22 protein-coding genes and 1 pseudogene are annotated in these 23,783 nt (G+C 63.6%); 15 read left to right on the plus strand and 8 right to left on the minus strand.

Annotated elements, in window-relative coordinates; all coding sequences use genetic code 11:
- Positions 1-385: pseudogene (locus tag AC0L14_RS19330) on the minus strand (IS110 family RNA-guided transposase); the annotation flags it as partial.
- 272 nt (positions 386-657) lie between these two features.
- Here AC0L14_RS19330 and AC0L14_RS19335 point away from each other — a divergent pair.
- Complete coding sequence (locus AC0L14_RS19335; protein ID WP_473750421.1) at positions 658-2,055, plus strand: NfeD family protein; 1,398 nt, start codon at positions 658-660, stop codon at positions 2,053-2,055.
- Positions 2,052-2,831, plus strand: a complete 780-nt coding sequence (locus AC0L14_RS19340) for a slipin family protein (protein WP_473487588.1) — start codon at positions 2,052-2,054, stop codon at positions 2,829-2,831. The genes AC0L14_RS19335 and AC0L14_RS19340 overlap by 4 nt, the downstream gene beginning before the upstream one ends.
- Before the next feature lie 156 nt (positions 2,832-2,987).
- Here the strand turns inward: AC0L14_RS19340 and AC0L14_RS19345 are convergent, their stop codons facing one another.
- A complete protein-coding gene (locus AC0L14_RS19345; RefSeq protein ID WP_473487587.1) occupies positions 2,988-3,926 on the minus strand; it encodes a LysR family transcriptional regulator in 939 nt (312 codons plus the stop codon).
- A gap of 111 nt (positions 3,927-4,037) precedes the next feature.
- Here AC0L14_RS19345 and AC0L14_RS19350 point away from each other — a divergent pair, with 111 nt between their 5' ends.
- From AC0L14_RS19350 to AC0L14_RS19360, 3 genes are all read left to right on the plus strand, one after another.
- Complete coding sequence (locus AC0L14_RS19350; protein ID WP_473487586.1) at positions 4,038-5,048, plus strand: zinc-dependent alcohol dehydrogenase family protein; 1,011 nt, start codon at positions 4,038-4,040, stop codon at positions 5,046-5,048.
- Between the two features lie 285 nt (positions 5,049-5,333).
- A complete protein-coding gene (locus AC0L14_RS19355; protein WP_473530143.1) occupies positions 5,334-5,876 on the plus strand; it encodes a TetR/AcrR family transcriptional regulator in 543 nt (180 codons plus the stop codon).
- Between the two features lie 12 nt (positions 5,877-5,888).
- Positions 5,889-6,404, plus strand: coding sequence for a nuclear transport factor 2 family protein (locus AC0L14_RS19360; RefSeq protein ID WP_473487584.1), 516 nt, complete (start codon positions 5,889-5,891; stop codon positions 6,402-6,404).
- Between the two features lie 164 nt (positions 6,405-6,568).
- Here AC0L14_RS19360 and AC0L14_RS19365 read toward each other — a convergent pair whose 3' ends face one another.
- From AC0L14_RS19365 to AC0L14_RS19375, 3 genes are read right to left on the minus strand one after another with little or no spacing between them, the layout of a single operon-like run.
- Positions 6,569-8,890: a xanthine dehydrogenase family protein molybdopterin-binding subunit gene (locus tag AC0L14_RS19365; protein ID WP_473530142.1), complete on the minus strand. Its 2,322-nt coding sequence runs from the start codon at positions 8,888-8,890 to the stop codon at positions 6,569-6,571.
- Entirely contained in the window at positions 8,887-9,870 is a 984-nt protein-coding gene (locus AC0L14_RS19370) for an FAD binding domain-containing protein (RefSeq protein WP_473750423.1), read from the minus strand. The genes AC0L14_RS19365 and AC0L14_RS19370 overlap by 4 nt, the downstream gene beginning before the upstream one ends.
- Positions 9,867-10,352 (minus strand): (2Fe-2S)-binding protein, encoded by a 486-nt coding sequence (locus AC0L14_RS19375; RefSeq protein WP_473530140.1) that lies wholly within the window; start codon positions 10,350-10,352, stop codon positions 9,867-9,869. Before AC0L14_RS19375 ends, AC0L14_RS19370 begins: the two co-directional genes overlap by 4 nt.
- A gap of 405 nt (positions 10,353-10,757) precedes the next feature.
- Here AC0L14_RS19375 and AC0L14_RS19380 point away from each other — a divergent pair, with 405 nt between their 5' ends.
- Positions 10,758-11,387: a TetR/AcrR family transcriptional regulator gene (locus AC0L14_RS19380; RefSeq protein ID WP_473530139.1), complete on the plus strand. Its 630-nt coding sequence runs from the start codon at positions 10,758-10,760 to the stop codon at positions 11,385-11,387.
- A gap of 185 nt (positions 11,388-11,572) precedes the next feature.
- Here AC0L14_RS19380 and AC0L14_RS19385 read toward each other — a convergent pair whose 3' ends face one another.
- The 3 genes from AC0L14_RS19385 to AC0L14_RS19395 form a co-directional block, all read right to left on the minus strand.
- Positions 11,573-12,439 (minus strand): SMP-30/gluconolactonase/LRE family protein, encoded by an 867-nt coding sequence (locus AC0L14_RS19385; protein ID WP_473639553.1) that lies wholly within the window; start codon positions 12,437-12,439, stop codon positions 11,573-11,575.
- A 275-nt stretch (positions 12,440-12,714) separates the two neighbouring features.
- Positions 12,715-12,864, minus strand: coding sequence for a hypothetical protein (locus AC0L14_RS19390; RefSeq protein ID WP_473750424.1), 150 nt, complete (start codon positions 12,862-12,864; stop codon positions 12,715-12,717).
- Between the two features lie 284 nt (positions 12,865-13,148).
- Positions 13,149-13,448 (minus strand): hypothetical protein, encoded by a 300-nt coding sequence (locus AC0L14_RS19395; RefSeq protein ID WP_352960716.1) that lies wholly within the window; start codon positions 13,446-13,448, stop codon positions 13,149-13,151.
- Between the two features lie 278 nt (positions 13,449-13,726).
- Here AC0L14_RS19395 and AC0L14_RS19400 point away from each other — a divergent pair, with 278 nt between their 5' ends.
- From AC0L14_RS19400 to AC0L14_RS19440, 9 genes are all read left to right on the plus strand, one after another.
- Positions 13,727-14,191 carry a dihydrofolate reductase gene (locus AC0L14_RS19400; RefSeq protein ID WP_473639551.1) on the plus strand — a complete coding sequence of 155 codons (465 nt, stop codon included), beginning with the start codon at positions 13,727-13,729 and terminating at the stop codon, positions 14,189-14,191.
- A 6-nt stretch (positions 14,192-14,197) separates the two neighbouring features.
- Positions 14,198-14,422: an SbtR family transcriptional regulator gene (locus tag AC0L14_RS19405; RefSeq protein WP_473639549.1), complete on the plus strand. Its 225-nt coding sequence runs from the start codon at positions 14,198-14,200 to the stop codon at positions 14,420-14,422.
- Positions 14,423-14,756: 334 nt separating this feature from the next.
- Positions 14,757-18,164 (plus strand): adenylate/guanylate cyclase domain-containing protein, encoded by a 3,408-nt coding sequence (locus AC0L14_RS19410; protein ID WP_473750425.1) that lies wholly within the window; start codon positions 14,757-14,759, stop codon positions 18,162-18,164.
- Positions 18,165-18,190: 26 nt separating this feature from the next.
- A complete protein-coding gene (locus tag AC0L14_RS19415) occupies positions 18,191-18,565 on the plus strand; it encodes a YybH family protein (protein ID WP_473750426.1) in 375 nt (124 codons plus the stop codon).
- A 231-nt stretch (positions 18,566-18,796) separates the two neighbouring features.
- Positions 18,797-19,732, plus strand: coding sequence for a hypothetical protein (locus tag AC0L14_RS19420; protein WP_473750427.1), 936 nt, complete (start codon positions 18,797-18,799; stop codon positions 19,730-19,732).
- A gap of 208 nt (positions 19,733-19,940) precedes the next feature.
- Positions 19,941-20,801, plus strand: a complete 861-nt coding sequence (locus tag AC0L14_RS19425) for an FAD binding domain-containing protein (RefSeq protein ID WP_473750428.1) — start codon at positions 19,941-19,943, stop codon at positions 20,799-20,801.
- Positions 20,801-21,277 carry a (2Fe-2S)-binding protein gene (locus AC0L14_RS19430; RefSeq protein ID WP_473750429.1) on the plus strand — a complete coding sequence of 159 codons (477 nt, stop codon included), beginning with the start codon at positions 20,801-20,803 and terminating at the stop codon, positions 21,275-21,277. The genes AC0L14_RS19425 and AC0L14_RS19430 overlap by 1 nt, the downstream gene beginning before the upstream one ends.
- 2 nt (positions 21,278-21,279) lie before the next feature.
- Entirely contained in the window at positions 21,280-23,544 is a 2,265-nt protein-coding gene (locus tag AC0L14_RS19435; RefSeq protein ID WP_473750487.1) for a xanthine dehydrogenase family protein molybdopterin-binding subunit, read from the plus strand.
- A partial coding sequence (locus AC0L14_RS19440) for a MoaD/ThiS family protein (RefSeq protein WP_473750430.1) occupies positions 23,544-23,783 on the plus strand: 240 nt, incomplete at its 3' end. The genes AC0L14_RS19435 and AC0L14_RS19440, both read left to right, overlap by 1 nt.

Consider the following 23,783-nt stretch of genomic DNA (forward strand, 5'->3'; position numbering starts at 1 on the left):
CACGCATCAGCAACTGCGTGTCCAGCCGGTCCGACTTCGCCCGCCGGTGCTCGCGCGACACCGGGATGCTGGCCGCGTGGATCACATGGGTCTCGATCCCTTGCGCCAACAGCAGCCGAGCCAGCCAGAAGCCGTCGCGGCCAGCCTCGAACGCCACCGCAATGCGCGCGATCGTCTTGCCGGCCTTCACCGCCTCGTCGCGCCAGCGACACAGCAGCCTCAGCAGCGCCACAGGATCGGCACCCTGCTTCTTCAGCGGCTCGCGGCCAAGCCCGGGAACCAGCCCGGCCACCAGCCAGCTCCTGGCGCTCAGTTCAACGACCGCGACCAGTGTGCTATCCTGATCGAAGGCGACGAGGGACTTGCTCAGATCATTCTGGTGCATCGGGGCGCTCCATTCGTTGAGTTCACAGCAACGATGGTGCCACAACCCTCGCCGCCGCCCCATAGCTTCTCTCCCCCGCTTCGAGGTGGGCGAGGAACCTAGGCTCGAGAGTTCGAGGGACAGCACCCCCCTCTGCCTTGCCAGGCATCTCCCCCGCAAGGGGGGAGATCGGCAGCTTCAACGCCCCGTTGTCCTGGATCAGCTTCACCCGCCGCGACGCAGCATGGATTTCGGCAAAATCTGGCCCATATCCCTGATAGGGAGCTTTGAGCGTGAAACTCGCGCGTGTAGCCCTGATTGCCGCGGCTTTTGTAGCCGCTGTGGCTGTTTGTTCCTCTTCCGCAACCGGAGAGGCGAACGGCCGGGAGGGGACTGCGCTGCGCATCGAGATAAACGGCGCCATCGGCCCGGCGAGCGCCATGCAGTTCGAGGAAGCGCTGGCGGTCGCCGCGGAGCGAAACGCCGAGGTTTTCATCCTGCAGATGAACACGCCCGGCGGGTTGGTCACCAGCATGCGCGAGATCATCGCCGATATCCTCGCCTCGCCGGTTCCCGTCATCGGCTATGTCGCGCCCGCCGGCGGGCATGCGGCGAGCGCCGGAACCTACATCCTCTACGCAACCCATGTGGCGGCGATGGCGCCCGGCACCAATCTGGGCGCGGCAACGCCGATCGAGATGGGCGGGCCGCTGCCATCCTTTCCCGGCGGCGACGACAAGAACAATGGCCCGGAAGCCGGCAAGGACCCGAAGAACCCACCGTCGGGCGATGCGATGATCGCCAAGGCGACGAACGACGCGGTTGCCCTGATCCGCAGCCTGGCTGAACTGCGCGGGCGCAATGCCGATTGGGGTGAAAAGGCCGTGCGCGAGGCGGCCAGCCTGTCGGCCAGCGCGGCGCTGCAGGAGCATGTCGTCGACTTCATCGCCCGCGACACGACCGAACTGCTTCAGCTGGCTGACGGCCGGACGGTGGAAATAGCCGGCAGGAAAGAGGTGCTGGCGACCAAAGGGCTGCCGGTTGAAACGCTGGAACCCGGCTGGCTCATCCGGCTTCTCGCCGTCATCACCGACCCGAACATCGCCGTGATCCTGATGCTGATCGGGGTTTATGGCCTCGTCTTCGAGTTCACGAGCCCGGGCGCGGTTGCGCCCGGCGTGATCGGAACGATCTGCCTGCTGCTCGGGCTCTATGCGCTCAATCTCCTGCCGATCAGCTATGCCGGCCTTGCCTTGATGCTGCTTGGCATCATCTTCCTCGTCGTCGAGGTCTTTAATCCCACAGTGGTGCTTGGGCTGGGAGGCGTGGCTGCGTTTCTGCTTGGCGCTGCCATGCTGCTCAGGATCGAGGGGCCCGGCTTCGAGATGTCGTGGGCCGTCATCGGCACCGCCGCCGTCCTGACGCTCGGCCTGGCGCTGCTGACCGGCAGCTATCTGTGGGCGGCCCGCAAGAACCTTCCGCGTGTTGGCGCACAGGCCATGCAAGGGCTGCCGGCCAAGGTCCTCGACTGGGAGGGCAACGAGGGCCACGTGCTGGCCCGGGGCGAGCGCTGGCGGGCGACGGCCGACGAACCCCTTGCAGTGGGCGACAGCGTCGAGGTGGCTGAGGTCAGGGGTCTCGTTCTGACGATACGGCGCCGCAATGTGCGAAGCGATGGAGCAAGGCAATGATCTTCGGTTATGTGGCCTATCTGGTAGCAGCGCTCGTCGTGGTCATGTTCCTGTCCGCGGCCATTCGCATCCTGAGGGAATATCAGCGCGGCGTGGTCTTCACGCTCGGCCGCTTCACCGGGGTCAAGGGCCCCGGCCTGATCATCCTCATCCCGTTCGTGCAGCAGATGGTGAAGGTCGACCTGCGGGTGGTGGTCCAGGACGTGCCGCCGCAGGACGTGATCTCGCGCGACAACGTCTCGGTGAAGGTCAATGCGGTGCTGTATTTTCGTATCGTCGACGCCGAGCGGGCGGTGATCCAAGTCGAGGATTTCATGGCCGCGACCAACCAGCTGGCACAGACCACCTTGCGCTCGGTGCTCGGCAAGCATGAGCTCGATGAAATGCTGGCCGAACGCGACAAGCTCAACAGTGATATCCAGGAGATCCTCGATCAGCGGACCGATGCCTGGGGCATCAAGGTCTCCGATGTCGAGATCAAGCATGTCGACCTCAACGAGAACATGGTCCGCGCCATCGCCAAGCAGGCCGAAGCCGAACGGCTGCGGCGTGCCAAAGTAATCAATGCCGACGGCGAACAGCAGGCGGCGGCAAAACTCGTCGAGGCCGGCAAGATGCTGGCCGAGACACCGCAGGCCATGCAGCTGCGCTATTTCGAGGCGCTCCATGACATCGCCGGTGAGCGCTCGTCGACTGTGGTGTTTCCGGTGCCGATGGATCTGCTGGGGCAGTTTTTGAAACTGCAGAGCGGTGGAGGCGGAGGCGCAGGCGGCTGAGCGCGCAATCTCCCCCCTTGCGGGCCCCTGAGGGGGAGTTGGCCGCGAAGCGGCCAGGGGGTCGCCGACACCTTCCCCCACGAGACGGCGCTGGCGCTCCACGCGCGGCGACCCCCTCTGTCGCCTTCGGCGACATCTCCCCCTCAAGTGGGGAGATCAGCACCTTTCCCGCCGCCATGGCGGCTCCGGTGCGAATCGCTTGCCGATCCAGTCGGCGAAGGCGCGCGTCTTGGCCGCTTGCCCCTTGGCTGAAGGCATCACGACATAGACCGCGCCTTCGTCGGCAAGCGTCCAGTCCTCCAGAACAGGCACCAGCCGCCCGTCGGCGAGCTCGCGCCCGACCAGCCAGTCGGTGCTCATCATCAGGCCGACGCCTTGCACGGCGGCTTCGACCAGCACCTCGGCATCGTCGGTAACCAGCGGCCCTGAGACGTCGATTTGGACGCGGCGGCCCGTGCTGTCGGTCATCTCCCAGGTCGGAAAGGTTTGGAACCCAGTGAAACCCAGGCAGCTATGCTCAAGGAGCGCTTGCGGCGTGGCGGGCGTGCCCCGGCGAGCGAGGTAGGACGGTGCGGCGCACAGCAGCCGGCGCCGCGTCGCGACCTTGCGCGCCACCAGGCGCGAATCCTCCAGCGCACCGAGACGGACGGCGACGTCGAAATTCTCGGCGACGAGATCGACGAAACGGTTGGAGAACTCGGCCTCGATGCGAACATCAGGAAATTCGGCGAGAAATTGCGGCAGCAGCGGCCCGATCCACATGCGCCCGAACGATCCGGGCAGGGCCAGCCGCAGCACGCCGCGCGCCCCGCCGCCGGCATGCGCCGAGGCCACGCTCTCCGCCTCGTCGACCGCGGCCAGAATGGCGCGGACGCGGACGAGGAACTCGGCGCCCGCCTCGGTCAGAGACACGCTGCGCGTCGTGCGGTGCAGCAGCCGCACGCCGAGCCGTTCCTCAAGCGATGCAAGCCGCCGCGACAGGATCGTCGCGTCGCGCCCGACGCGCGCCGCCGCCTTGGTGAAGGAGCGTGCCTCGGCGATCGCCGCGAAGGCGGCCATTTCGGCGAGTGCTGCTGGCTCATGGGATTGCTGCATAATGCGCAAAACTCAAATGCAAAAACAGAAGATTATGCATGGATAGCGCAGCAGCTAGTTTCACTCAATCCCAACGAATTGGCCCGTCGGCCGATCAACCGGAGTGAGACCATGAAAGCCATCGAACTGACTGCACCCCGACTGGACGCCTTTCGCGCGGCCACCGTTGCCACACCTGAACCGCAGCGCGGCGAAGTGCTGGTCCGCCTGCGCGCCGCGAGCCTAAATTTCGTCGATGTCGCGGTGGCGAGCGGCAATTATCCCGGGCCGGGCTTCCCGCTCATTCCGGTCGCAGACGGCGCCGGCGAGATCGCCGCGCTCGGCGAGGGCGTCACCAAATACGCCGTGGGCGACCGCGTTATCGCCCATGCGAAACCGCGCTGGATCGGCGGCCGTCCGCGACCCTACGAGATGACGCAGATGCGCGGCCTGACGCTGCCCGGATCGCTCGCCGAATATGTGGCGCTGCCAGCCAATGCCGTCGTGCCGACACCGGCGCATCTGTCCTTCGAAGCGGCGGCGACGCTGCCGATTGCCGCGACCACCGCCTGGAACGCGATCCGCGCCGCCGATGTCGGGCCGGGGTCGGTCGTTGTGCTGCTAGGCACCGGCGGCGTCTCGATCTTGACCTTGCAATTGGCCAAGGCGGCCGGCGCCACCGTCATCATCACCTCGTCGTCGGACGAAAAGCTGGAACGCGCCAGGGCGCTCGGCGCCGATCACCTCATCAACTACCGCACGACGCCGGATTGGGACGGCAAGGTGCTGAAACTAACCGACGACCTCGGCGCCGACCTGATCGTCGAGACCGGCGGCTCGGCCACCTTCGTCCGCGCGGTCAACGCCACGGCGCCAGGCGGCACGCTATTCACCATCGGCTTCGTCACCGGCGCCGAGGCCATGGTCGATCTGCTGCCGATCATCATCAAGGCGCTTAGGGTGGTGGGCAACAACACCGGCTCGGTATCCGACCTGCGCGACGCCGCCCGCGCCATCGGCGCCGCCGGCATCGAGCCGGTCATCGACACGGTCTACAGCCAGGACCAAGCGGCCGAGGCCTACGCGCACATGGCGGCCGGCGGCCGGCATTTCGGCAAGCTGGCGTTTCGGTTGGAGTGGTGAGTGGATGATTTAACGATTGGCGAAAGCGGATGAAGCTGCCGATCTCCCCCTGTTGGAGGAGATGTCCGGCAGGACAGAGGGGGTGTGCAGGATCGCCAGCCCTTCCCTACTTGATGTGTTCCATCCAACCTGCCGGAAGGTACGCTACGATTCTCCGACAGGCCGGAGGGACAGCACCCCCTCTGCCCTGCCCGCAGCTTCACCGATTTTTCTTGACCTACAAGTACAAAATCGCTACCACCATCGGCCATGGGAAGACTGAAGCAATTCGACCCCGAGGCCGCTGTGGCCGCCGCGACGGATCTGTTCTGGCGCCAGGGCTATGGCGCGACGACCCCGGCCGACCTCGTCGACGCGCTCGGCATCGGCAAGGGCAGCCTCTACAACACCTTCGACAACAAGCGGGCGCTGTTCGAGCAGGCATTGCGCCATTACGGTGATGCGCGCGTGGCGGCTCTCACTGCGGTGCTGAATCGGCCCGGGCCGGCAAGGGCGCGGCTACAGGCGGCGCTTGAGCGGCTCGCCGCACCGGAGCTCACCCATCTGCGGCGACGCGGCTGCATGGGGGTGAACACGGTGGCAGAGCTTGGTGGGCGCGACGAGGCCGCTGTCGCGATCGTGCGCTCCATTTTCGAGCGCATGGAACGCGCGCTGCTGGCGACGATCGAGGAGGGGCAGCGCAATGGCGAGCTCGATGCCGGCCGCGATGCCAAGGCGTTGGCCAGCCTGCTGATGACGACGATCCTGGGTATGACCGTGATCGCAAAAATGTCCGACCGAACCGAGCATTTGCACCGCGTCGTGCATGCCGTGATGTCGTTGATCTAGCCAGGAAAAACCATGATCGGGCACCGGCAATCGGGCTCTTTCGTCACGACCAATTTTGTACCTTTAGTTCAAGAATACCGTCGTCTTCAACCGCAAACTGGAGAAACCATCATGACCTTATCGCTGGCGAACAAAATCGACTCCGAGGCTTTGAAACTCGAGGCCAATAAAGCGACCGTTCTTGCCTTCTATGAAGCCGCCATCAACCGGACGGATTTCAAGGCCGCCTCGAAGTTCCTCGGCAGCCGCTACGTCCAGCACAATCCCTTGATTGCCGACGGCATCGAAGGCTTCAAGGACTTCCTCGCCTTCCTACGGGAAAACTTCCCCGGCCTGCGCGCCGAGGTCAAGCGGGTCTTCGCCGACGGCGACTTCATCATCGCGCACACGCATGGCGTGCGCGTGCCGGGCGACCGCGGCTCGGCCATCGTCGACATCTTCCGGCTCGAGGAGGGCAAGATCGTCGAGCACTGGGACGTCATCCAGCCGATCCCGGAACAGCCGCTCAACCAGAACGGGATGTTTTGATTGAAGCAGATCAGACGCTGAAGCCGCCGATCTCCCCCCACTTGGGGAGCCTGGTGGTGTCACTGTGTGGGCGCTGTCTTGCAACGTTGGAGATTGGCGAAAGCCCAGGATGACGGCCGATCTCCCCCCGTGTGGGAGAGATTGGCTACTTCGCCGTCTCGCCCCTAGATCAGCTTCTCCAGCGTGATCGGCAGGTCCCGCACCCTTTTGCCGGTGGCGTGGAACACCGCGTTCGCAATCGCCGGCGCCACGCCGACGATGCCGAGTTCGCCTACACCCTTGCCGCCGAGCGCCGAGGAATGCGGGTCGGGGATGCCGACCGAGATCACCTCGATGTCGGGAATGTCGGCATTGGTTGCGATGAGATAGTCGGCCAAATTGTTGTTGACGATGCGGCCGTGGCGGCGGTCGACGATGCCTTCCTCCAGCAGCGCCTGGCCGATGCCCATGATGATGCCGCCCTTCCACTGGCTTTCGGCGAGCTTGGGGTTGTAGAGCCGACCTGAATCCAGCGCCGACACCACGCGCGATACGCGAACCGTGCCAAAATCCTCGTCGACGCGCACCTCGATGAAATGCGCGCACCAGCTGTGGCGGGAATAGTCGCCCTCGGTGTGCGACAGCGCCGTCGCGATGGTCGTGTAGTTCTTGTAGCGATCGTCAGCCGTCGAATTGGCCGGCATGGTGTCGCCCATCGCCTCGATCTGGCTGCGTCCGACGCTGCCGAGCAGCTCGGCGATCGAGACCTCAGGGCTGTCGCCGCGCGGCGAGGCGATGCGGCCATTGGCAACGACCAGGGTGTTGGCCTGCAGCGCATGGAACGGCGAATTTGGATCGCTGATCGCCAGCCCGACCAACTCATCGAGCGCGGCGGTCGCCGCCTTGTGCACCGCGCCGGTCATCACGCCGGCCAGCCGCGAACCGCCGGTGACGCCGGCGCGGGCATAGCGCGAGTCTCCCAGCTTCACCACGACGTTCTCAGCTGGCACGCCGACCACTTCGGCGGCGGTCTGCGCCAGGATCGTATAGGTGCCCTGCCCCATGTCGATGCTCGAGCTTTCGACCTCGACCGAGCCGTCGGCGAGAATGCGCACCATCGCCTCGCCATAGGCGCGCCGCACCGGATAGGTGCCGGCGGCTACACCCCAGCCGATCAGCTGATCGCCGTCGCGCATCGAGCGCGGCTCTGGTGCACGTTTCGACCAGCCGAAGGCCTCGGCACCGGCAGCGAATGCCTCGCGCAGCTGGCGTGTCGACCACGGCTTGTTCGCCTCCGGATCCTGTTCGGCATAGTTCCTGAGCCGGATTTCCAGCGGATCGATGCCGACCTCGTAAGCCAGTTCGTCGATCGCGCCTTCGATGCCGAAGGCGCTCGGGTTCTCGCCCGGCGCGCGCAGCGCCCCCGGCACCACCGTATTCACCCGCACGACGTTCTGCCGCGACGAGAAATTCGGTGTCGCATACATGATCGAGGTGACCGAACCGAGCGGCTCGACCCACATGCCGTCGACCGAGGTCTCGTTGACGCCGCGATGCACGATCGACTGGATCCGTCCCTCTGCGTCGGCGCCGAGCGCCACCGTCTGGCGCGTCGCCGCCCGTCCGCCATAGGCGGTGAAGGTCTGCGGCCTGGTGACCGCCAGCTTCACCGGCCGTCCCAGCATTCTCGCGGCCATCGCCGCCACCGCGCCGTAGCCGTAAGCGAACGCCTTGGAGCCGAAACCGCCGCCGATAAAGGGCGAGACCAGGCGCACATTCTCGAACGGCACGCCGAACCATTCGGCATAGGTCCGCGCCATGCCGTCGAGCCATTGGCTGGGCTCCCACACGGTCAGTTGGTCGCCCTGCCAGTGCGCGATCAGGCCGTGCGGCTCCATCGGCGCCTGGTATTCGCGCGGCGTGTTGTAGGCGGCGCAGATCCGAACCGGGGCGGCGGCGAAAGCCGCCTGCGCATCGCCCCATTCCTTGGTCATCGTGTCGATCGGAATGCCGTCGCCGGCCTTCGGATCGTCGAGATCGACGATGGCCGGCGTCTCGTCATAGGCGACCTTGACCAGTGCCGCGGCCGCGACCGCCTGCTCGAAACTCTCGGCCACCACCGCCGCGACATGCTGCCCGCTGAAGGTGATGTCGCGCGCCAGCGGGCAATAGGGAATATCTGGCGGCGGCGTGCCCAGCCAGTCCGTAGCGGTGTTGAGGCGCAACGCATTGTCCGGCGTCAGCACCAGAAGCACGCCCGGCGCGCTTTTAGCCGCGGCCGTGTCGATCGAACGCACCTTGCCGGCCGCAATCCTGCTCTCGACCAGGACCGCGTGGCTGAGCCCTTCGGGCTGCTGCTCGACCGCGTATTTTGCGGCGCCGGTGATCTTGGCCGGGCCATCGACGCGCGACAGCCGCCCGCCCACTGCCTCCGCGAGGATGGCGCCGTCGGAAGCGTCGCCTCTCTTCAAATCATCATGTCTTGATCTGACGTCGTGAACGGTCATGCCGTTTCTCCAATTTTCAGGATGACGCGGGCGACGACGCGCGGCGCCAGTTCGATCTTGTAATGGTTGGCGCCGTGGTCGACGGCGCCCTCGATGGCGAGCAGGCTGGCGCGCCGGACCGTGTCGGGCTCCAGCAGCCTGCCTTTCAGCGCCTCTTCCACGGCGCGAGCGCGCCACGGCCTGGTGGCGACACCGCCGAGCGCCACGCGCAAATCACGGATCGTCCTTCCGTCAGCCTCGAACTCGATGCCGACGGCGGCACTTGCAGCGGCAAATTCGTAGGATTGCCGGTCGCGGACTTTTAGATAGGTCGAACGTCGTGCTGCGGCGGAAGCAGGAATGCTGATCGCGGTGAGCATCTCGCCTGGCGCGATCGCATGTTCCCTGTCGGGCGTGGCGCCCGGCAGGAGAAAAAAGTCGTCGACCGCGACCTGGCGATCGCCGAGATGGACTGTTGCGTCGAAGGCGACCAGCGCTGTCGCCAGATCGCCGGGATAGCTGGCGATGCAGGCTTCGCTGGTGCCGAGCACGGCATGGCCGCGGGTGACGCCGCCGATCGCCGAGCAGCCGCTGCCGGGCGTACGCTTGTTGCAGGCCGGAAAATTCGCCGGATCGCGGAAATACGGACAGCGCGTGCGCTGCATCAGATTGCCGCCGATGGTCGCCATGTTGCGGAGCTGCGCCGAGGCCGCCTGCCACAGCGCATCCGAGACGGCGGGGAACCGGCTTTTTATCTCGGCATGGTCGGCGACGCTGCTCATCCTTGCCAACGCTCCGATCGTGGCGCCCCGGTCATCGACCGTGATCCCATCCAGTCCCTTGAGATGGGTGATGTCGACCACGGTTTCGGGTTCGGTGACGCCGCATTTGGCGAGATCGATGAGCGTCGTGCCGCCGGCGAGCAGCATGGCGCCGGACAGCGCCGCCGCCTGGCGTGCCGCATCAATGGAATTGGCGCGCAGATAGGAAAAATCCCTCATGACGCGACCTCCAGTGCCGCCTGGCGCACGGCGGCGACGATGTGCGGATAGGCGCCACAACGGCAGAGATTGCCGGCCATATATTCGCGGATCTCGTCATCCGAGCCGGCATGGCCCTCGCGGATACAGGCGACAGCCGACATGATCTGGCCCGGCGTGCAGTAACCGCACTGGAAGGCGTCCTGTTCGAGGAAAGCGGCCTGCACCGCGTGCAGCGTGCCGTCGCCGTCAGAAAGCCCTTCGATTGATGTGACCGCCCTGCCCTCGGCCTGGGCGGCGAGCGTCAGGCAGGCCAGCACACGCTGGCCGTCGACATGCACGGTGCAGGCGCCGCATTGGCCCTGGTCGCAGCCTTTCTTGGTGCCGGTCAGGCCGAGATGATCGCGCAAGGCGTCGAGCAGCGTGACGCGCGGCTCGACCTCCAGTTCATGGCGATGTCCGTTGATTTGAAGTTGGATGGGAATTCGGGTTTTGCTTGTCATGGGGCGTCTGGCTCCTGTTGCTTGACGCGAAGGGGGATGATCTGGTGCCCGGCCGGCGAGCGGCAAGGGCGGGGAAGATCGGCGAAAACGGCGGCGCGCATAATCTCCCCCTTGAGGGGGAGATGGCCGCGAAGCGGCCAGAGGGGGTCGCCTCGCATAGAGCGCCACCCCATCTGCCGCAGGAGGTCGTGCCCGGTCGAACCGACCCCCTCTGTCGCCTTCGGCGACGTCTCCCCCTCGAGGGGGGGAGATCACGCTCTCGCCGGCTTGCAGGCTCTCGACACGTGACATACCGGTCCCCTGGTTATATGATAAAGGTGCTCCACTAAAACGGAGGAGCCTCCGTTTATTACGTGGGGGGTGGACCCGTCGGGTTCAAGCCCCGTATTCGCAGTGGAGAAAATTTTGGCTTCGCAGCCGCCCGCAACCGCCAAAGACGAGCCCGACCCGACAGCGGCAAAACCGCTGCGGGCCGATGCGCAGCGCAACCGCGACGCGCTGGTCGAGGCAGCAGCAGCGGCCTTTGCCACGCATGGCGCCGATGCCTCGCTGGAGGAGATCGCGCGCCAGGCCGGCGTCGGCATCGGCACGCTCTACCGGCATTTTCCGACGCGCGAGCATCTGGTCGAGGTGGTCTACCGGCGCGAAGTGGAAAGCCTGTGCGTGGCCGCCGACGAGCTCGCTCTTCACCACCCGCCCGACGTTGCGCTCGAACAGTGGATGCAGCGCTTCGTCGACTACATCGCCACCAAGCGTGGGCTGGCGACGAGCCTGCGTATCCTGCTCAACACCAATTCAACCTTGTTCTCGGACATGTCCGGCCGGGTGACACTTGCCTTGCGGCAGCTGATCGAAGCGGCGGTCGCCGACGGTTCGATCCGCAGCGACGTCGACAGCTCCGACGTTCTGCACGCGCTGGGCGGCATCTATTCTGCGCCCGATACCGAGGACTGGCGCGACCGCTCGCGCCGGCTGGTGTCGCTGCTGATGGACGGGTTGAGGTTTGGGGCTGGCAAGTCCGCGAAGGGCGGGTGAAGGCTGGGCTGCCGAAAAGCGCGGCGCTGGGACGAAGTCCGCTTTGCGCCATTTCCGGGCGCTCGCGAGTACCGCCACCAATATCGCCTTTTCGACCCCCTCTCGGACCTTGCGCCCAAGGGGGCCAAGGCCGATCCCGTGCGGCCAGTTGGGGAGAGGACTATTCAAGCCTCTTCCCAAGTTGCTCAATCCAGTCGAGTCGCGACCAGTTTGCCGTCCATCATCATCGGGATGATTGCCAGCTTCTTTTCTTCCATGAATTCCAGATCGGCGCTGCCTTGATTGAGGTCCATCAGTTGCTCGACTTTTCCATCCGGATGAATGCGAAAGAGCGCCCCTGCGACCCAATCGGTAACCAGCCAGTTCCCTGCCCCGTCCGATTCTAGACCATCTAGATTTCCAACAGGCTCGCCGGACCCGATGTCAGAGATGGCCTTCGTCTTCAGGTCGACCGCGATCAGATGGCCGGGTGTCTTGGACGAAAAATCCGGCTGGATGTCGCGACCCCAGCCGGCGACGAGGAGGCGACCGTCTTCGATACGCAGACCGTTCGGATGCAGAAGATCCTCGCTCTCGAGCCAGACGGAGAGAGCATCATTGTCCAGAACATAAATCCTGTTCGCCAGCATGTCGGAAGCAAAGACACGACCCGCCTCGTCGACGGCGGGATCATTCAGGAACTGAGCGCCTTCGGCAGGCCACGTTCCAGTGATTTTACCGCTCTCGACGTCGACGGCCACAAGCCGATCGATGTCGGTGACGAAAAGCGTATCGCCTTGCATCACCAATCCCTTGGGCGCATTAAGGCCGGTCACCCACTCGGCTGCCTGCAACTTTCCGTCAGGCGAAACCTTCGAAAGGTATCCGACCCCATCCCTGCCGGCGGGGTCGCCAACAATGTTGGAGAGGTAGAAGATGTTCCGCTTGGCGTCGAAAAATACGCTCTCCGGGGCCTTGAATCCGTCAAGCGACCAGACCTCCTCCGCTTTCGCAGGTGAGCCTGCCACTCCTAGTAGTAGAATAGAAAATAGAACTGACTGCAACTTGATCATGATAACCTCCCTATATTGTTTTTCTTGTGTATCCGGGTAAGTGCAACCGAACATTGCTTCGTCGCTTATGCAAAGCGTAGGGTTGCAGCTTCGATTCCGACAAATCCATCTGTCAGAGCGATTTCTGCTTAGCCTCGTCAACTTTACAATTCCCCAGATGAATGGCAGTTCCAACGTCAACTGTCCTGGAAGCCGTACTGCGGACGAAAAGCAACGCCTGACATCCCGCGACGCTGTACTCGGCGCGAGAGGCCGGTGTTCGAAAGCGACGCCTACTAATCGAAACGCCAGCCTGTCGCCTTTTGCGGACGGCCGATGCGGTTCGCCGAACGCATCATCGGCTCGAGGCTCGGATCGTTGATATTGCCGAAATCGGGCACGCCATACTGTCGAGCGGCCGCCAATACCCAGGAAAGACCTGCCACTGAGTTCCACGAGAGCCTAGAGGCGGAAGGAGAGCCGAGCTTTCCGACCGGTCCGGGTGGGTGGGCCGAGCAACAGAGTGACGGCGCTAACGCCCAGCGTAGCAGCACCGACGCAACCGCCGACAACCAGGGCAGGTAAACACAGGTCCTGACGGGTAAATTCGCGCGCTTGCCGCGCCGCGATGACATCCTCAACCTCACCTGAATGCGGCTGTCGCCCCATTCGATAACGGAATGCCAGCGGAGCAAGTAACTCCGCGCTGAATTGCGTCCGGTGCGAAATCCTATGCGAACAAGCCGACTGCTCGATCGTAAAAATGGTCGAGAGCGCAGCGCCTGGCGGCAATCCGGGCGGCTTCAAGCAATTCCTCGCGACCCGAGGCGCCGTCCTTGTAGGTTGCGATGACCACGCGCGCGATCATTTCGGCGTCCTCGTTGTCAAGCTCCGCTTCGCCGGACCGCAAAATTTCCCGAACCACACCCCTCAAGAGATCCAGTTCAATGGTTGAAAAAACGCCCATATGGGGCGCGGATGTGCACTCCACCGCCATCTGAATTCCTCCCGCTGTCACGATATCAAACACGCGAGAGATTACAACTAAAGTATTAGACGAGCGCTTCGGAGGTCGTTCGGCACCCGAACACCGCTGCAACCTTGCTATGCCGCATTTGCCCGAAGTGCCGCGAAATGCTTTTCTCACGTTGGGACAAACAGAAATGGTGCCATCTCATTGCCGAAGCGTCCGCAGACAACGATCGACGTTTCAGGCGGTTGTCGGACCCAACACCTTACGGAACCCCGTTGCGCCGCATGACGTGCAGACGTAGCAAATGCGATTAGTCGGCCATCGATGGAGTACTCATGAAGAAGACTGTCGTTAGGGTTGTCTGTGCCATCGGCCAAGCGGGGCAGATTGGCCTCGATGGGCGCCTTCCCTGGGAAGGCAACCGGTCGCCGGAGTTCGTCGCCGACGTTGCACGGTTTTTCGACGTCACGAGAGGACACGTCTTGCTCGCCGGCCCCAAGACGATCGCGAGCGTTCCGGATTTTGCTCGCGCGGATCGGGAACTTGTCGTTGTTCGCTCCAGCATGGATCCCGAGGACACGCTCCAACGCTTTGCCGGCCGTGTCGTTTTCATCGGCGGCGGTCCACCGGTGTGGGACGCCTACGCGCGCTTCGTCAGCCACTGGGATGTCACCCGGCTGCCCTATGACGGGCCGGCGGACCGCTGGTTCGATGCAAGATGGCTTACGGGAAGTGGCGAGGTTGCGAGAAATCACGCGACCAATGAAGGCTCGGCTCGTTTCGATTCGGGGAACATTTAGACCACGTTGCGACCCAAGTTCCAGTCCGCATTTTCTGCGACTTTGCGGCAACTGATCGAAGCGGCGGTGGCCGATGGCTCGATCCGCAGCGACGTCGACGCCTCCGACGAGCTGGGCGGCATCTATTCAGCGCCCGACACCGAGGACTGGCGCGACCGCTCGCGCCGGCTGGTCTCGCTGCTGATGGACGGGCTGAGGTTTGGGGCTGGCAAGTCCGCGAAGGGCGGGTGAAGGCTGGGCTGCCGAAAGCGCGGCGCTAGAACGAAGTCGGCTACGCGCCAATTGGCGACGTTTGCGGGGTTCTCACCGAATGTCAGGTGCATGAGCGAAGGCGGGCATCAGCGGACTATGGGCAGCGCGAATTTCACCGCACCGGCATAGCTTCAGTTTCTTGCCGAGTTCGCCGCACGGATTAAGGCGCCTCTTGCCATTGCTGAAGCCTCAACTCAGCACCCGGCCTCGCGCGGGGCGGCTGCGACACACGAACTCGCGTGTTATCGCGATGCCTTTGTGATATGTTTCCTGCCCCACCGAAGCGGGGCCAAATGGCTGCGGAGGGAGCCCAATGAATATCGCAGTTTGGCTCAGAGGTTTAGGCCTGGAGCAGTACATTTCGGCTTTCGACGAAAACGCGATTGATGCCGAAATACTGCCGCGCCTCACCGCCGAGGACCTGAAAGAAATCGGGGTTGCCGCGCTTGCCCACCGCAAGCGCATCCTGGAGGCAATTGCCGCGATGCAAGGAGAGCCGGCGTTAGAGTCGGCGAAACCAGCTTCAGCCTCACCAATTCGGACGTCGGCTTCGGTTGAGCGGTCCGGCGAACCTGGACGGCCTCGCGAGGCAGAACGGCGTCAATTGACGGTCATGTTCGTGGATCTCGTCGGTTCTACCGCGCTTGCGACGCGGCTTGACCCTGAGGAGATGCGCGACCTCTTGAGGAAGTTTCAGAATACTGTCGCTGGCGAAGTCCTTCGCTTCGAGGGACACGTCGCGAAGCTTATGGGCGACGGAGTATTGGCCTATTTCGGTTGGCCGCAGGCACACGAGGACGAGGCCGAGCGCGCTGTTCGCGCGGCGCTTGCGGTGGTCGCTGCCGCAGCTGACTTGTCTTTGGGTGACGGGCAGCAACTCTCGGTCCGGGTCGGCATTGCAACTGGCGTCGTAGTCGTGGGCGACCTGATTGGTGTAGGTGCCGCGCAAGAGAATGCAGTCGTGGGCGAGACCCCCAATCTTGCAGCTCGGCTCCAAACTTTGGCCGAGCCGGGAACGGTAGTCATCTCGGAGCTTACCTATAGACTTATCGGAAAGCTGTTCGAGGTGACCAGATTCCGGCCGCAGCGGTTGCCAGGCTTCGACACGCCCATAAACGCATTCAAAGTGATTGGAGAGGGACGCGCCGAGAGTCGATTCGAAGCACTTCATGCAGCCGAATCTGCGCCGCTTACAGGGCGGGAACATGACATCGCCCTGCTCCTCGATCGGTGGCTGCTTGCCGCTTCCGGGGAAGGCCAAGTTGTCGAGCTATTCGGCGAGGCTGGCATAGGCAAGTCCCGCATTCTGCAAGAGCTGCTGGAGCGCCTAAAAGACGAGGCACACACGCGACTGCGGTATTACTGCTCGCCTTATCACCTCGAAACCGCCCTCTATCCTGTGACGGATCAGTTGCTCCGGGCCGGGAACATCAGGCGGACGGACCCGCCCGAGCGTCAGCTTGACTTTCTTGAGCAACTGCTCGCCGGTTCGACAAAGAACCCCAATGAGGCGATCCCACTAATCGCGGCATTGCTGTCGATCCCGACCGAGGGACGCTATCCCAAGCTCGACCTGATGGCGCAAAAACAGAAGTCTCGCACATTCGAGGTGCTGATCGAGCAGCTGGAGGCACTGGCCCGCAGCAAGCCGGTCCTGATGCAGCTTGAGGACACGCATTATCTTGATCCGATGTCCGCCGAGCTCTTCGACCAAATCGCGGGCCGGATTCAACACTTGCCTATAATGCTGATTGCAACTTCGCGACCGGAAGGCGCAGTCCGCTGGGCTGGTCTTCCGCACGCGACTTTTTTGACCCTGAATCGGCTCAGCCGTTCCCAAGCGGCCTCTATCATTGCAGCGATGACGGGGGGCAAGCAGTTACCCGCAACAGTGCTGGATCAGGTTCTGTCGAAGACCGAGGGCGTGCCGCTTTTCGTGGAAGAATTGACGAAGGTCGTGCTTGAATCGGGCCTGCTTGAAGAGCGTGACGGCAAACTCCTGCTGGCAGGCCCACTGCCTCCGTTTGCCGTCCCGGCCACTCTGCACGACTCGCTGATGGCCCGGCTCGATCGGTTGGCTTCGGTCCGGGAGGTCGCGCAGATCGGGGCAGTGATCGGTCGCGAGTTCAAGCACGAGTTGCTTGCCGCAGCCGCTGGACTTCCTGATTTTGAGCTTGAGCGGGCAACGAACGAGCTAGTAGCGGCCGGCCTTGTTTTCCGCCGCGGCAGCAACAGCCAAGTAACTTACGTCTTCAAGCATGCGCTCGTGCAGGATGCGGCCTACAGCAGCCTCCTGCACAGCCGCCGCCAGCAGCTTCATGCCCGGATTGCGTCTATTCTCGAGGAACGTTTCCCCGAAATCGTCACCACAGAGCCCGAACTGCTTGCCCACCACTTTGGTCGGGCGGGCCTTGTGGAAAAGGCTGTCGAGTACAATGAAATCGCTGGTCGTCGGGCGCTTTCTCGCTCTGTCCTGACTGAGGCGCTCGCCAGATTCGACAACGCCCTAACCGGGCTTTCGGCGATGCCACCGTCCGAAGAGCGTTCGCGGCGCGAACTTGCAATCCAGTTGGCGCTCGGCAGTACGCACGTTGCTGCGCAGGGCTTCGCAGCACCTTCGACAGCGGCCGCTTATGGTCGCGCGCGCGAACTCTGTGAAGAGCTGAGCGATACACGACAGCTCTTTCCGGTTCTTTACGGTCTATGTCTTTACCACCTCTATGCTGCCGAGTTGGCGGAGGCGCGTAGCGCAGCGGACCGCCTGCTTGAATTGGCGGAAGCGAGCAACGACTGTGGGCTGTCGTTCTTTGCTCATCGGGCGGCCGGGGTCAGCGCGTTGCCTGCCGGCGAATTCGCCCGCGCCCGGGCACATCTCGAGCAGGCGCTGGCTCTCTACGATCCCCAGGAGCACAGATCGCCGGCGTTTGTTTACGCCTTCGATCCACGGGTCGTGTGCCTGGACTATCTCGCCCGCACATTGCTGCCGCTTGGGTTTCCTGATCAGGCTCTGGCGGCCAACGACGAGGCGGTTGCTGAAGCGTATCGTGTGGGTCATCGCAACAGCCTCGCTCTGCCATTATTCTTCGGCGGCGTCATCCGCCAGATCCTTGGCGATCGCGAAGGTGTCCGGGAATGCTGCGCAGAGTTGACCCGCATTGCCAGCGAAGCTGGATTCCGCTTTTGGCTTGCCGGCGCCACAATCTTGAGCGCTTGGACACTCGCTGAGGCGGGCGATGCCGATCGGGGTCGCCTGGAACTCCAACGAGGCCTTGTTGAGTGGCGTGCGACCGGCGCGGAATACATGGTTCCTTATTTCATCGCTCTTCAGGCGCAGATCCAGGTCAGAGCCGGCGACCACGATGTTGCACTCCGTTTGCTTAAAGAAGCACATGCCAGGATCGAACGCACCAATGAACGATGGTTTGCAGCTGAGGTGCTACGCCTACAGGGCGAGGTGCTCCTGCAGTCGGGGGAAGACGGAATTGCACTTGCCGAAAATCGCCTATCTGACGCGCTGGCGATTGCCCAGGCCCAGGGCGCGCGATTCTGGGAGCTGCGTGCTGCGCTGAGCCTCGCGCGGGCCAACTCTCCCATTTCTGGTGCTCGCGAGCGGCTCGCACTCATCTATTCCGGGTTTACCGAGGGACAAACGTTGCCTGACCTGCAAGCCGCACAGGCACTCGCAACACCGGCTGAAGACCTTCGGGCGCCAATTGATTGAAATGGCGACAGACAAAGGAGGACGCCATGGCACAACCGACCGAGAATATCCGCGACGTGCTTCAGAAGGCGAATGATGGCTGGAATTCGGCCTTCAATTGCGGCAATGCTGACGCAGTCGCTGCTCTATATACACCCGACGCGGTTGTATTGCCGTCCACCCATGCCTTCGTAAGGGGGACGAGTGCTATCAAGGACTTCTGGAAGGAATTGATCTCGGCTGGTGTGGGGAACCATGGCATCGAACTCGTGGATGCAGTGGCCGCCGGTGACATTGCCTACGCGACCGGGAAATGGTCGGCCGAAGGCGGCGAAACGCAGCGCTACGAAGGATCCATAGTCACAATCTTCCGACGCGAAACCGATGGATCGTGGAGAGTATGCCTCCACACTTGGAACTGATGCGCTGCTTCCTGGGGTTGGATGGATCGCGGATCTACCGACGGCAAAAAAACCCAATACGCCAGGGACCGCGCCGTTTCGGAACGAATGGCAGATCCCCCACCCGAAGCTGTCCTTAGGTCACGCTGGCACCAGGGTTTCCGGATGTTGACGCCCCCTACGAACATGTAGGCGTTGAAGCGGAATGGTATTAGTCTGCGCGGTCTGGGGCTTCAGGGACGCGGCAAACGCATGGATTTCAGCTCAGGCCATGGCTATTTCCTCATCGGCGGCCTCATCCTCGTTGGTGCCGGGCTCCTGATCCTTTCGCTGATCGTCAATATTCGTGTGGCACACAGCGTGCGCCACGACATACGCCATCGTGAAAAGCTGCTGGAGTATTATCGCAACATCTTTTCCCAGCTCGGCGTGATCCTGATCGGAATTGGCGTTTCCCTGTTCATCTTCTTTTTTCAGCAGAATTATCAGGACCAGCGCAAACGCGAAACGGAGCTGCAGCTGGCTCTCGCCAAACTGGCGGCGCGCATTGCTCGCGGCGCCGCCGTCGTCGAATACCTCGGCGAATTCGATGCGCTGCTGGATGATGGCGGGCCCTATATCAGTCCGGAACTCGGTGGGACGAACGCCGCGATCAGCGCACACGGGGCGGAACTCGGCAAGCAGGCCGCCGAGATCCTTCTGGTTGAGCGCGACGTTGAGGTTCAGGCGTTCGATATCCTGAACCTATCGCGCGATTTCGAGGCATCGTTCGTCGTCAACGAACTCAATCCCACGCTGTGGTTCAACATCGTTCGGGATGAGAGCGAGATCAAATATGCCACCACTCAGCTCGCTCTCGACTACAAGGACCTGCAGGATGCGATCGGCGGAGACTCAATCGCGGTTGCGATCGCAAATCCTGAAAAGGAGGCAAAGATCAAGCAGGAGGTGCTCGACATCTTTTATGATGCCGACCTCTTGCGCCAGCGCAGCCGGAGACTTCTCGCCCGTGCGTGCTGGCTTTTCAGCGAGGGGCGCAGCTTCTTCAATCTTGGACCGGTCAACGAGATCGAAGCCGATGCCAGGTCGCACCAGGAATGGATCGATCGGTCGAAACGCTTCCTGACGCAGTTGAAGTCGGGAAGCGGCGATTGCTTCAAATTGCTCCAGTTCGGCCCGGCGCCCTGAGTTGAGAACGCGCCGGCAAAAGGCCCGCCGCCCTGCGGCTCTAGGGCTCAGACTCCGTCAGCTGGCTACCGCCGATGGCCGATATGGGTGGGATGTTGCCATTCGTCTTGCGGCGCTGGCCTAATCGCTGCTGATGCAGAACCGGATGACCATTCCGATCCAAGGCTCTATAACAGGCCGACAGAATGGCGATGATCAAGGGGAGACGATGCGCTACATACGTCCGCTTTCAATGGAAGATGCTGTTGGCCAGTTGGCCGGCTCGTCTGGCACGGCCGCCATTCTCGCCGGAGGCAGCGACCTCCTGGTGAGGATGAAAGGCGGCTTTATCGAGCCCGACCTGATCGTCGACATCAAGGCGATCGACGGACTGGGCGAGATCAGGGAAACGGCGGAGGGCTTCAGCATCGGTGCGGCGGTCTCCTGCGCCCTGATGGGAGAGAGCCCGGCCTTGAAGAGGGAATGGCCCGGCGTCGTCGAAGCGGCCAAGCTGATCGGCTCCAAACAGGTGCAGGGTCGCTGCACAATCGTCGGCAATCTTTGCAACGCCTCGCCGGCTGCCGACAGCGTGCCGGCGCTGGTGGCCGCCGGCGCCAGGGCATTGATTGTCGGGCCAGGAGGCAGGCGCACCGTCGCGGTAGAGGCAGTGCCGACCGGGCCGGGCAAGACGTCGCTCGCCAAGGGAGAGATCATCGAGGCGATCCTGCTCGACAGGCGCGCGCCGCGCTCCGGCGATGCCTATCTGCGTTTCATTCCACGCACGGAGATGGACATCGCCGTGGTCAGCGCCGGGGTGAACCTGACGCTCGATGAGCAAGGTGTCGTCAAATCGGGCCGCGTGGCACTGGGCGCCGTGGCGCCGACGGTGCTGTTGGTGGAAGAGGCCGCCGAGGCCCTCATCGGCAGGAAGCTGGACGAAGCAGCACTTGAGCGGCTTGCCAAGGTCTGCTCCGGGGCCTGCCGTCCCATCGACGACAAGCGGGGCACCGTCGAGTTCAGAAGAAAAGTTGCGGGTGTGCTGGCCAGGCGGGCCGCCATGACCGCCTATGCACGTGCAGGAGGCAAATGATGGCTGGTGTAGCAGTCTCAACGACAATCAACGGCGACAATGTCGAGTATCTTTGCCAACCGGACGAGACGCTGCTCGACGTGTTGCGCGATCGCCTTGGGCTGACGGGCGCCAAGGAAGGCTGCGGCACCGGCGACTGCGGCGCCTGCAGCATCATCCTCGACGACCGGCTGGTGTGTTCGTGCCTGGTGCTTGGCGCGGAGGCTGAAGGCCGGCGCGTCGAGACCGTCGAAGGCATGGCGCATGGCGACACGCTGCATCCGCTGCAGCAGAAGTTCCTCGAGCACGCAGCACTGCAATGCGGCATCTGCACGCCGGGCTTCCTGATCGCTGCGAAGGACCTTTTGGCCAAGAACCCCGACCCGACCGAGGAGGAAATCCGCTTCGGCCTCGCCGGGAACCTCTGCCGCTGCACCGGCTATGACAAGATCGTGCGCGCCGTCCAGGACGCCGCCAGCGTGATGAAGGGAGCATGACGATGAATTTCGATCCACGTTTCGCGGGGCGCAATTTCACCTCGGTCGGCACCCGCCCCATCCGTCCCGACGGCGTCGACAAGGTGACGGGCCGCGCGCGCTACGGCGCGGATTTCAACATGGCCGGCCAGCTGGTCGGGCGTGTTCTGAGAAGCCCGCACGCCCACGCCACGATCAGGAAGATCGACACCTCGAAGGCGGAGAAACTCGCCGGCGTGAAGGCAGTGATCACCGCCGCCGACCTGCCCGACCTCACCGACGGCGACGCCGCCATGTACGACATCCTCGACAACTGCATGGCGCGCAAGAAGGCGCTCTATGACGGCCATGCGGTGGCCGCAGTCGCCGCGGTCGACGCCCGCACGGCAAGGCAGGCGCTGAAGCTGATCGAGGTCGACTATGAGGTGCTGCCGCATGTGACCGATGTCGACGAGGCGATGAAGCACTCGGCGCCCGTGCTCAACGACGCCATCTTCACCGAAGGCCTGGAGGAAAAGCCCACCAAGCCGTCCAACGTCACCAAGCGCACCCAGTACGGCCATGGCGACATTCATGAGGGTTTTGGGCAGGCCGATTTCGTCGTCGAGCGCTCCTTCAAGACCGAGCAGACGCACCAGGGCTATATCGAGCCGCATGCCTGCGTCGCGAGCGTCAGCTCCGACGGCACCGCCGACCTCTGGGTCTGCACGCAAGGGCATTTCGTCTATCGCCAGCATTGCGCCCAGTTGCTTGGCATGGAGGCTTCGAAACTGCGCGTCACCTCCTCGGAGATCGGCGGCGGTTTCGGCGGCAAGACCCATGTCTGGGCCGAGCCGGTGGCGCTGGCGCTGTCACGCAAGGCCGGCCGGCCGGTCAAGCTGGTCATGACGCGCGACGAGGTGTTCCGCGCCTCGGGGCCGACCAGTGCCACCTCGATCGACGTCAGGATCGGCGCCCGCAAGGACGGCACGATCACCGCGGCCGAGGCGACGCTGCGCTATTCCTGCGGCCCCTATGCCGGCATGTGGGCAGAGATCGGCGCCATGACCGCCTTTGCCTGCTACAAGCTGGAGAACGTCAGGACGGTCGGCTACGAAGTGCTGGTCAACCGGCCGAAGACCGCGGCCTATCGCGCGCCGTCGGCACCGATGGCGGCGTTTGCGGTGGAAAGTGCCGTCGACGAGCTGGCCAAGGAGATCGGCATGGATCCGGTCGAGTTCCGGATCAGGAACGCCGCCCAGGAAGGCACCAGATCGTCCTACGGCCCGGTATACGGCCCGATCGGCATCGGCCCGACGCTGGAAGCGGCGAAGAACCATCCCCACATGAAGGCACCGCTGGGCAAGAACCAGGGCCGCGGCATGGCTTGCGGCTTCTGGTTCAACTTCGGCGGCCAGACCTGCACCGACCTCAACATCGGCATGGACGGCTCGGTCTCGCTTGCCGTCGGCACGGTCGATGTGGGTGGTTCCCGCGCGTCGTTGTCGCTGGTGGCGGCGGAGGAACTCGGCATCGCCTATGAGCAGGTCAAGGCGGTGGTGGCCGACACCTCCAGCCTCGGCTACAACGACATGACGGACGGCAGCCGCGGCACCTTCTCCTCCTCTATGGCGACGATCTCGGCCGCCCGCAACGCCATCAAGATCCTGCGGGAACGCGCCGCGCAGATGTGGGACATTCCCGTCGACGACGTGGTCTGGGAAAAGGGCCACGCCATCGCCAAAGGCGAGAAGTACGGCAACCTTGCGGCGCTGTCCCTGAAGGAGATCGCGGCCGCGTCCGGCAAGACGGGCGGGCCGATCGCCGGCCACAGCGAGCTCGTCGCCGACGGCGCCGGCGTCTCCTTCGCCACCCATATTTGCGATATCGAGGTCGATCCGGAGACCGGCGCCACCAGGGTCCTGCGCTACACAGTCGTGCAGGATGCCGGCAAGGCGGTGCACCCAACCTATGTCGAGGGGCAGTACCAGGGGGGTGCGGCGCAAGGCATCGGTTGGGCGCTCAACGAAGAGTACATCTACGGCAAGGACGGGCGGCTGCAGAACCCCGGCTTCCTCGACTACCGGATCCCGGTCTGCTCGGACCTGCCGATGATCGACACGCAGATCCTCGAGATCCCCAATCCCAACCATCCTTACGGGGTGCGTGGCGTCGGCGAGACCTCGATCGTGCCGCCGCTGGCGGCGATCGCCAATGCGGTGTCGAACGCCGCAGGCGTGCGGATGACGCATATCCCGATGTCGCCGCCGCGGATTCTCGCGGCGATCGAGGCGGAACGGGGAGGCTGATGGTCGAAGTAACGCTCTGGGGATCGCTCGGCGCAATCGCCGGAGGCAAGAGCAAGGTCGAGATCGAGGCGAAGGATATTCGGGAGCTGTTCAGGAAGCTGGCCGAGCAGTATCCCGGCTTCGAGCCCTTGATCGATCGCGGCATCGCCGTCGCCATCGACGGGGTTATCTATCGCGATACGTGGTCGAAGGAACTACCTGAGGGGGCGGAGATTTTCCTGCTGCCGCGGGTGGCTGGG

This window comes from Mesorhizobium sp. WSM4841, from assembly GCF_055811515.1.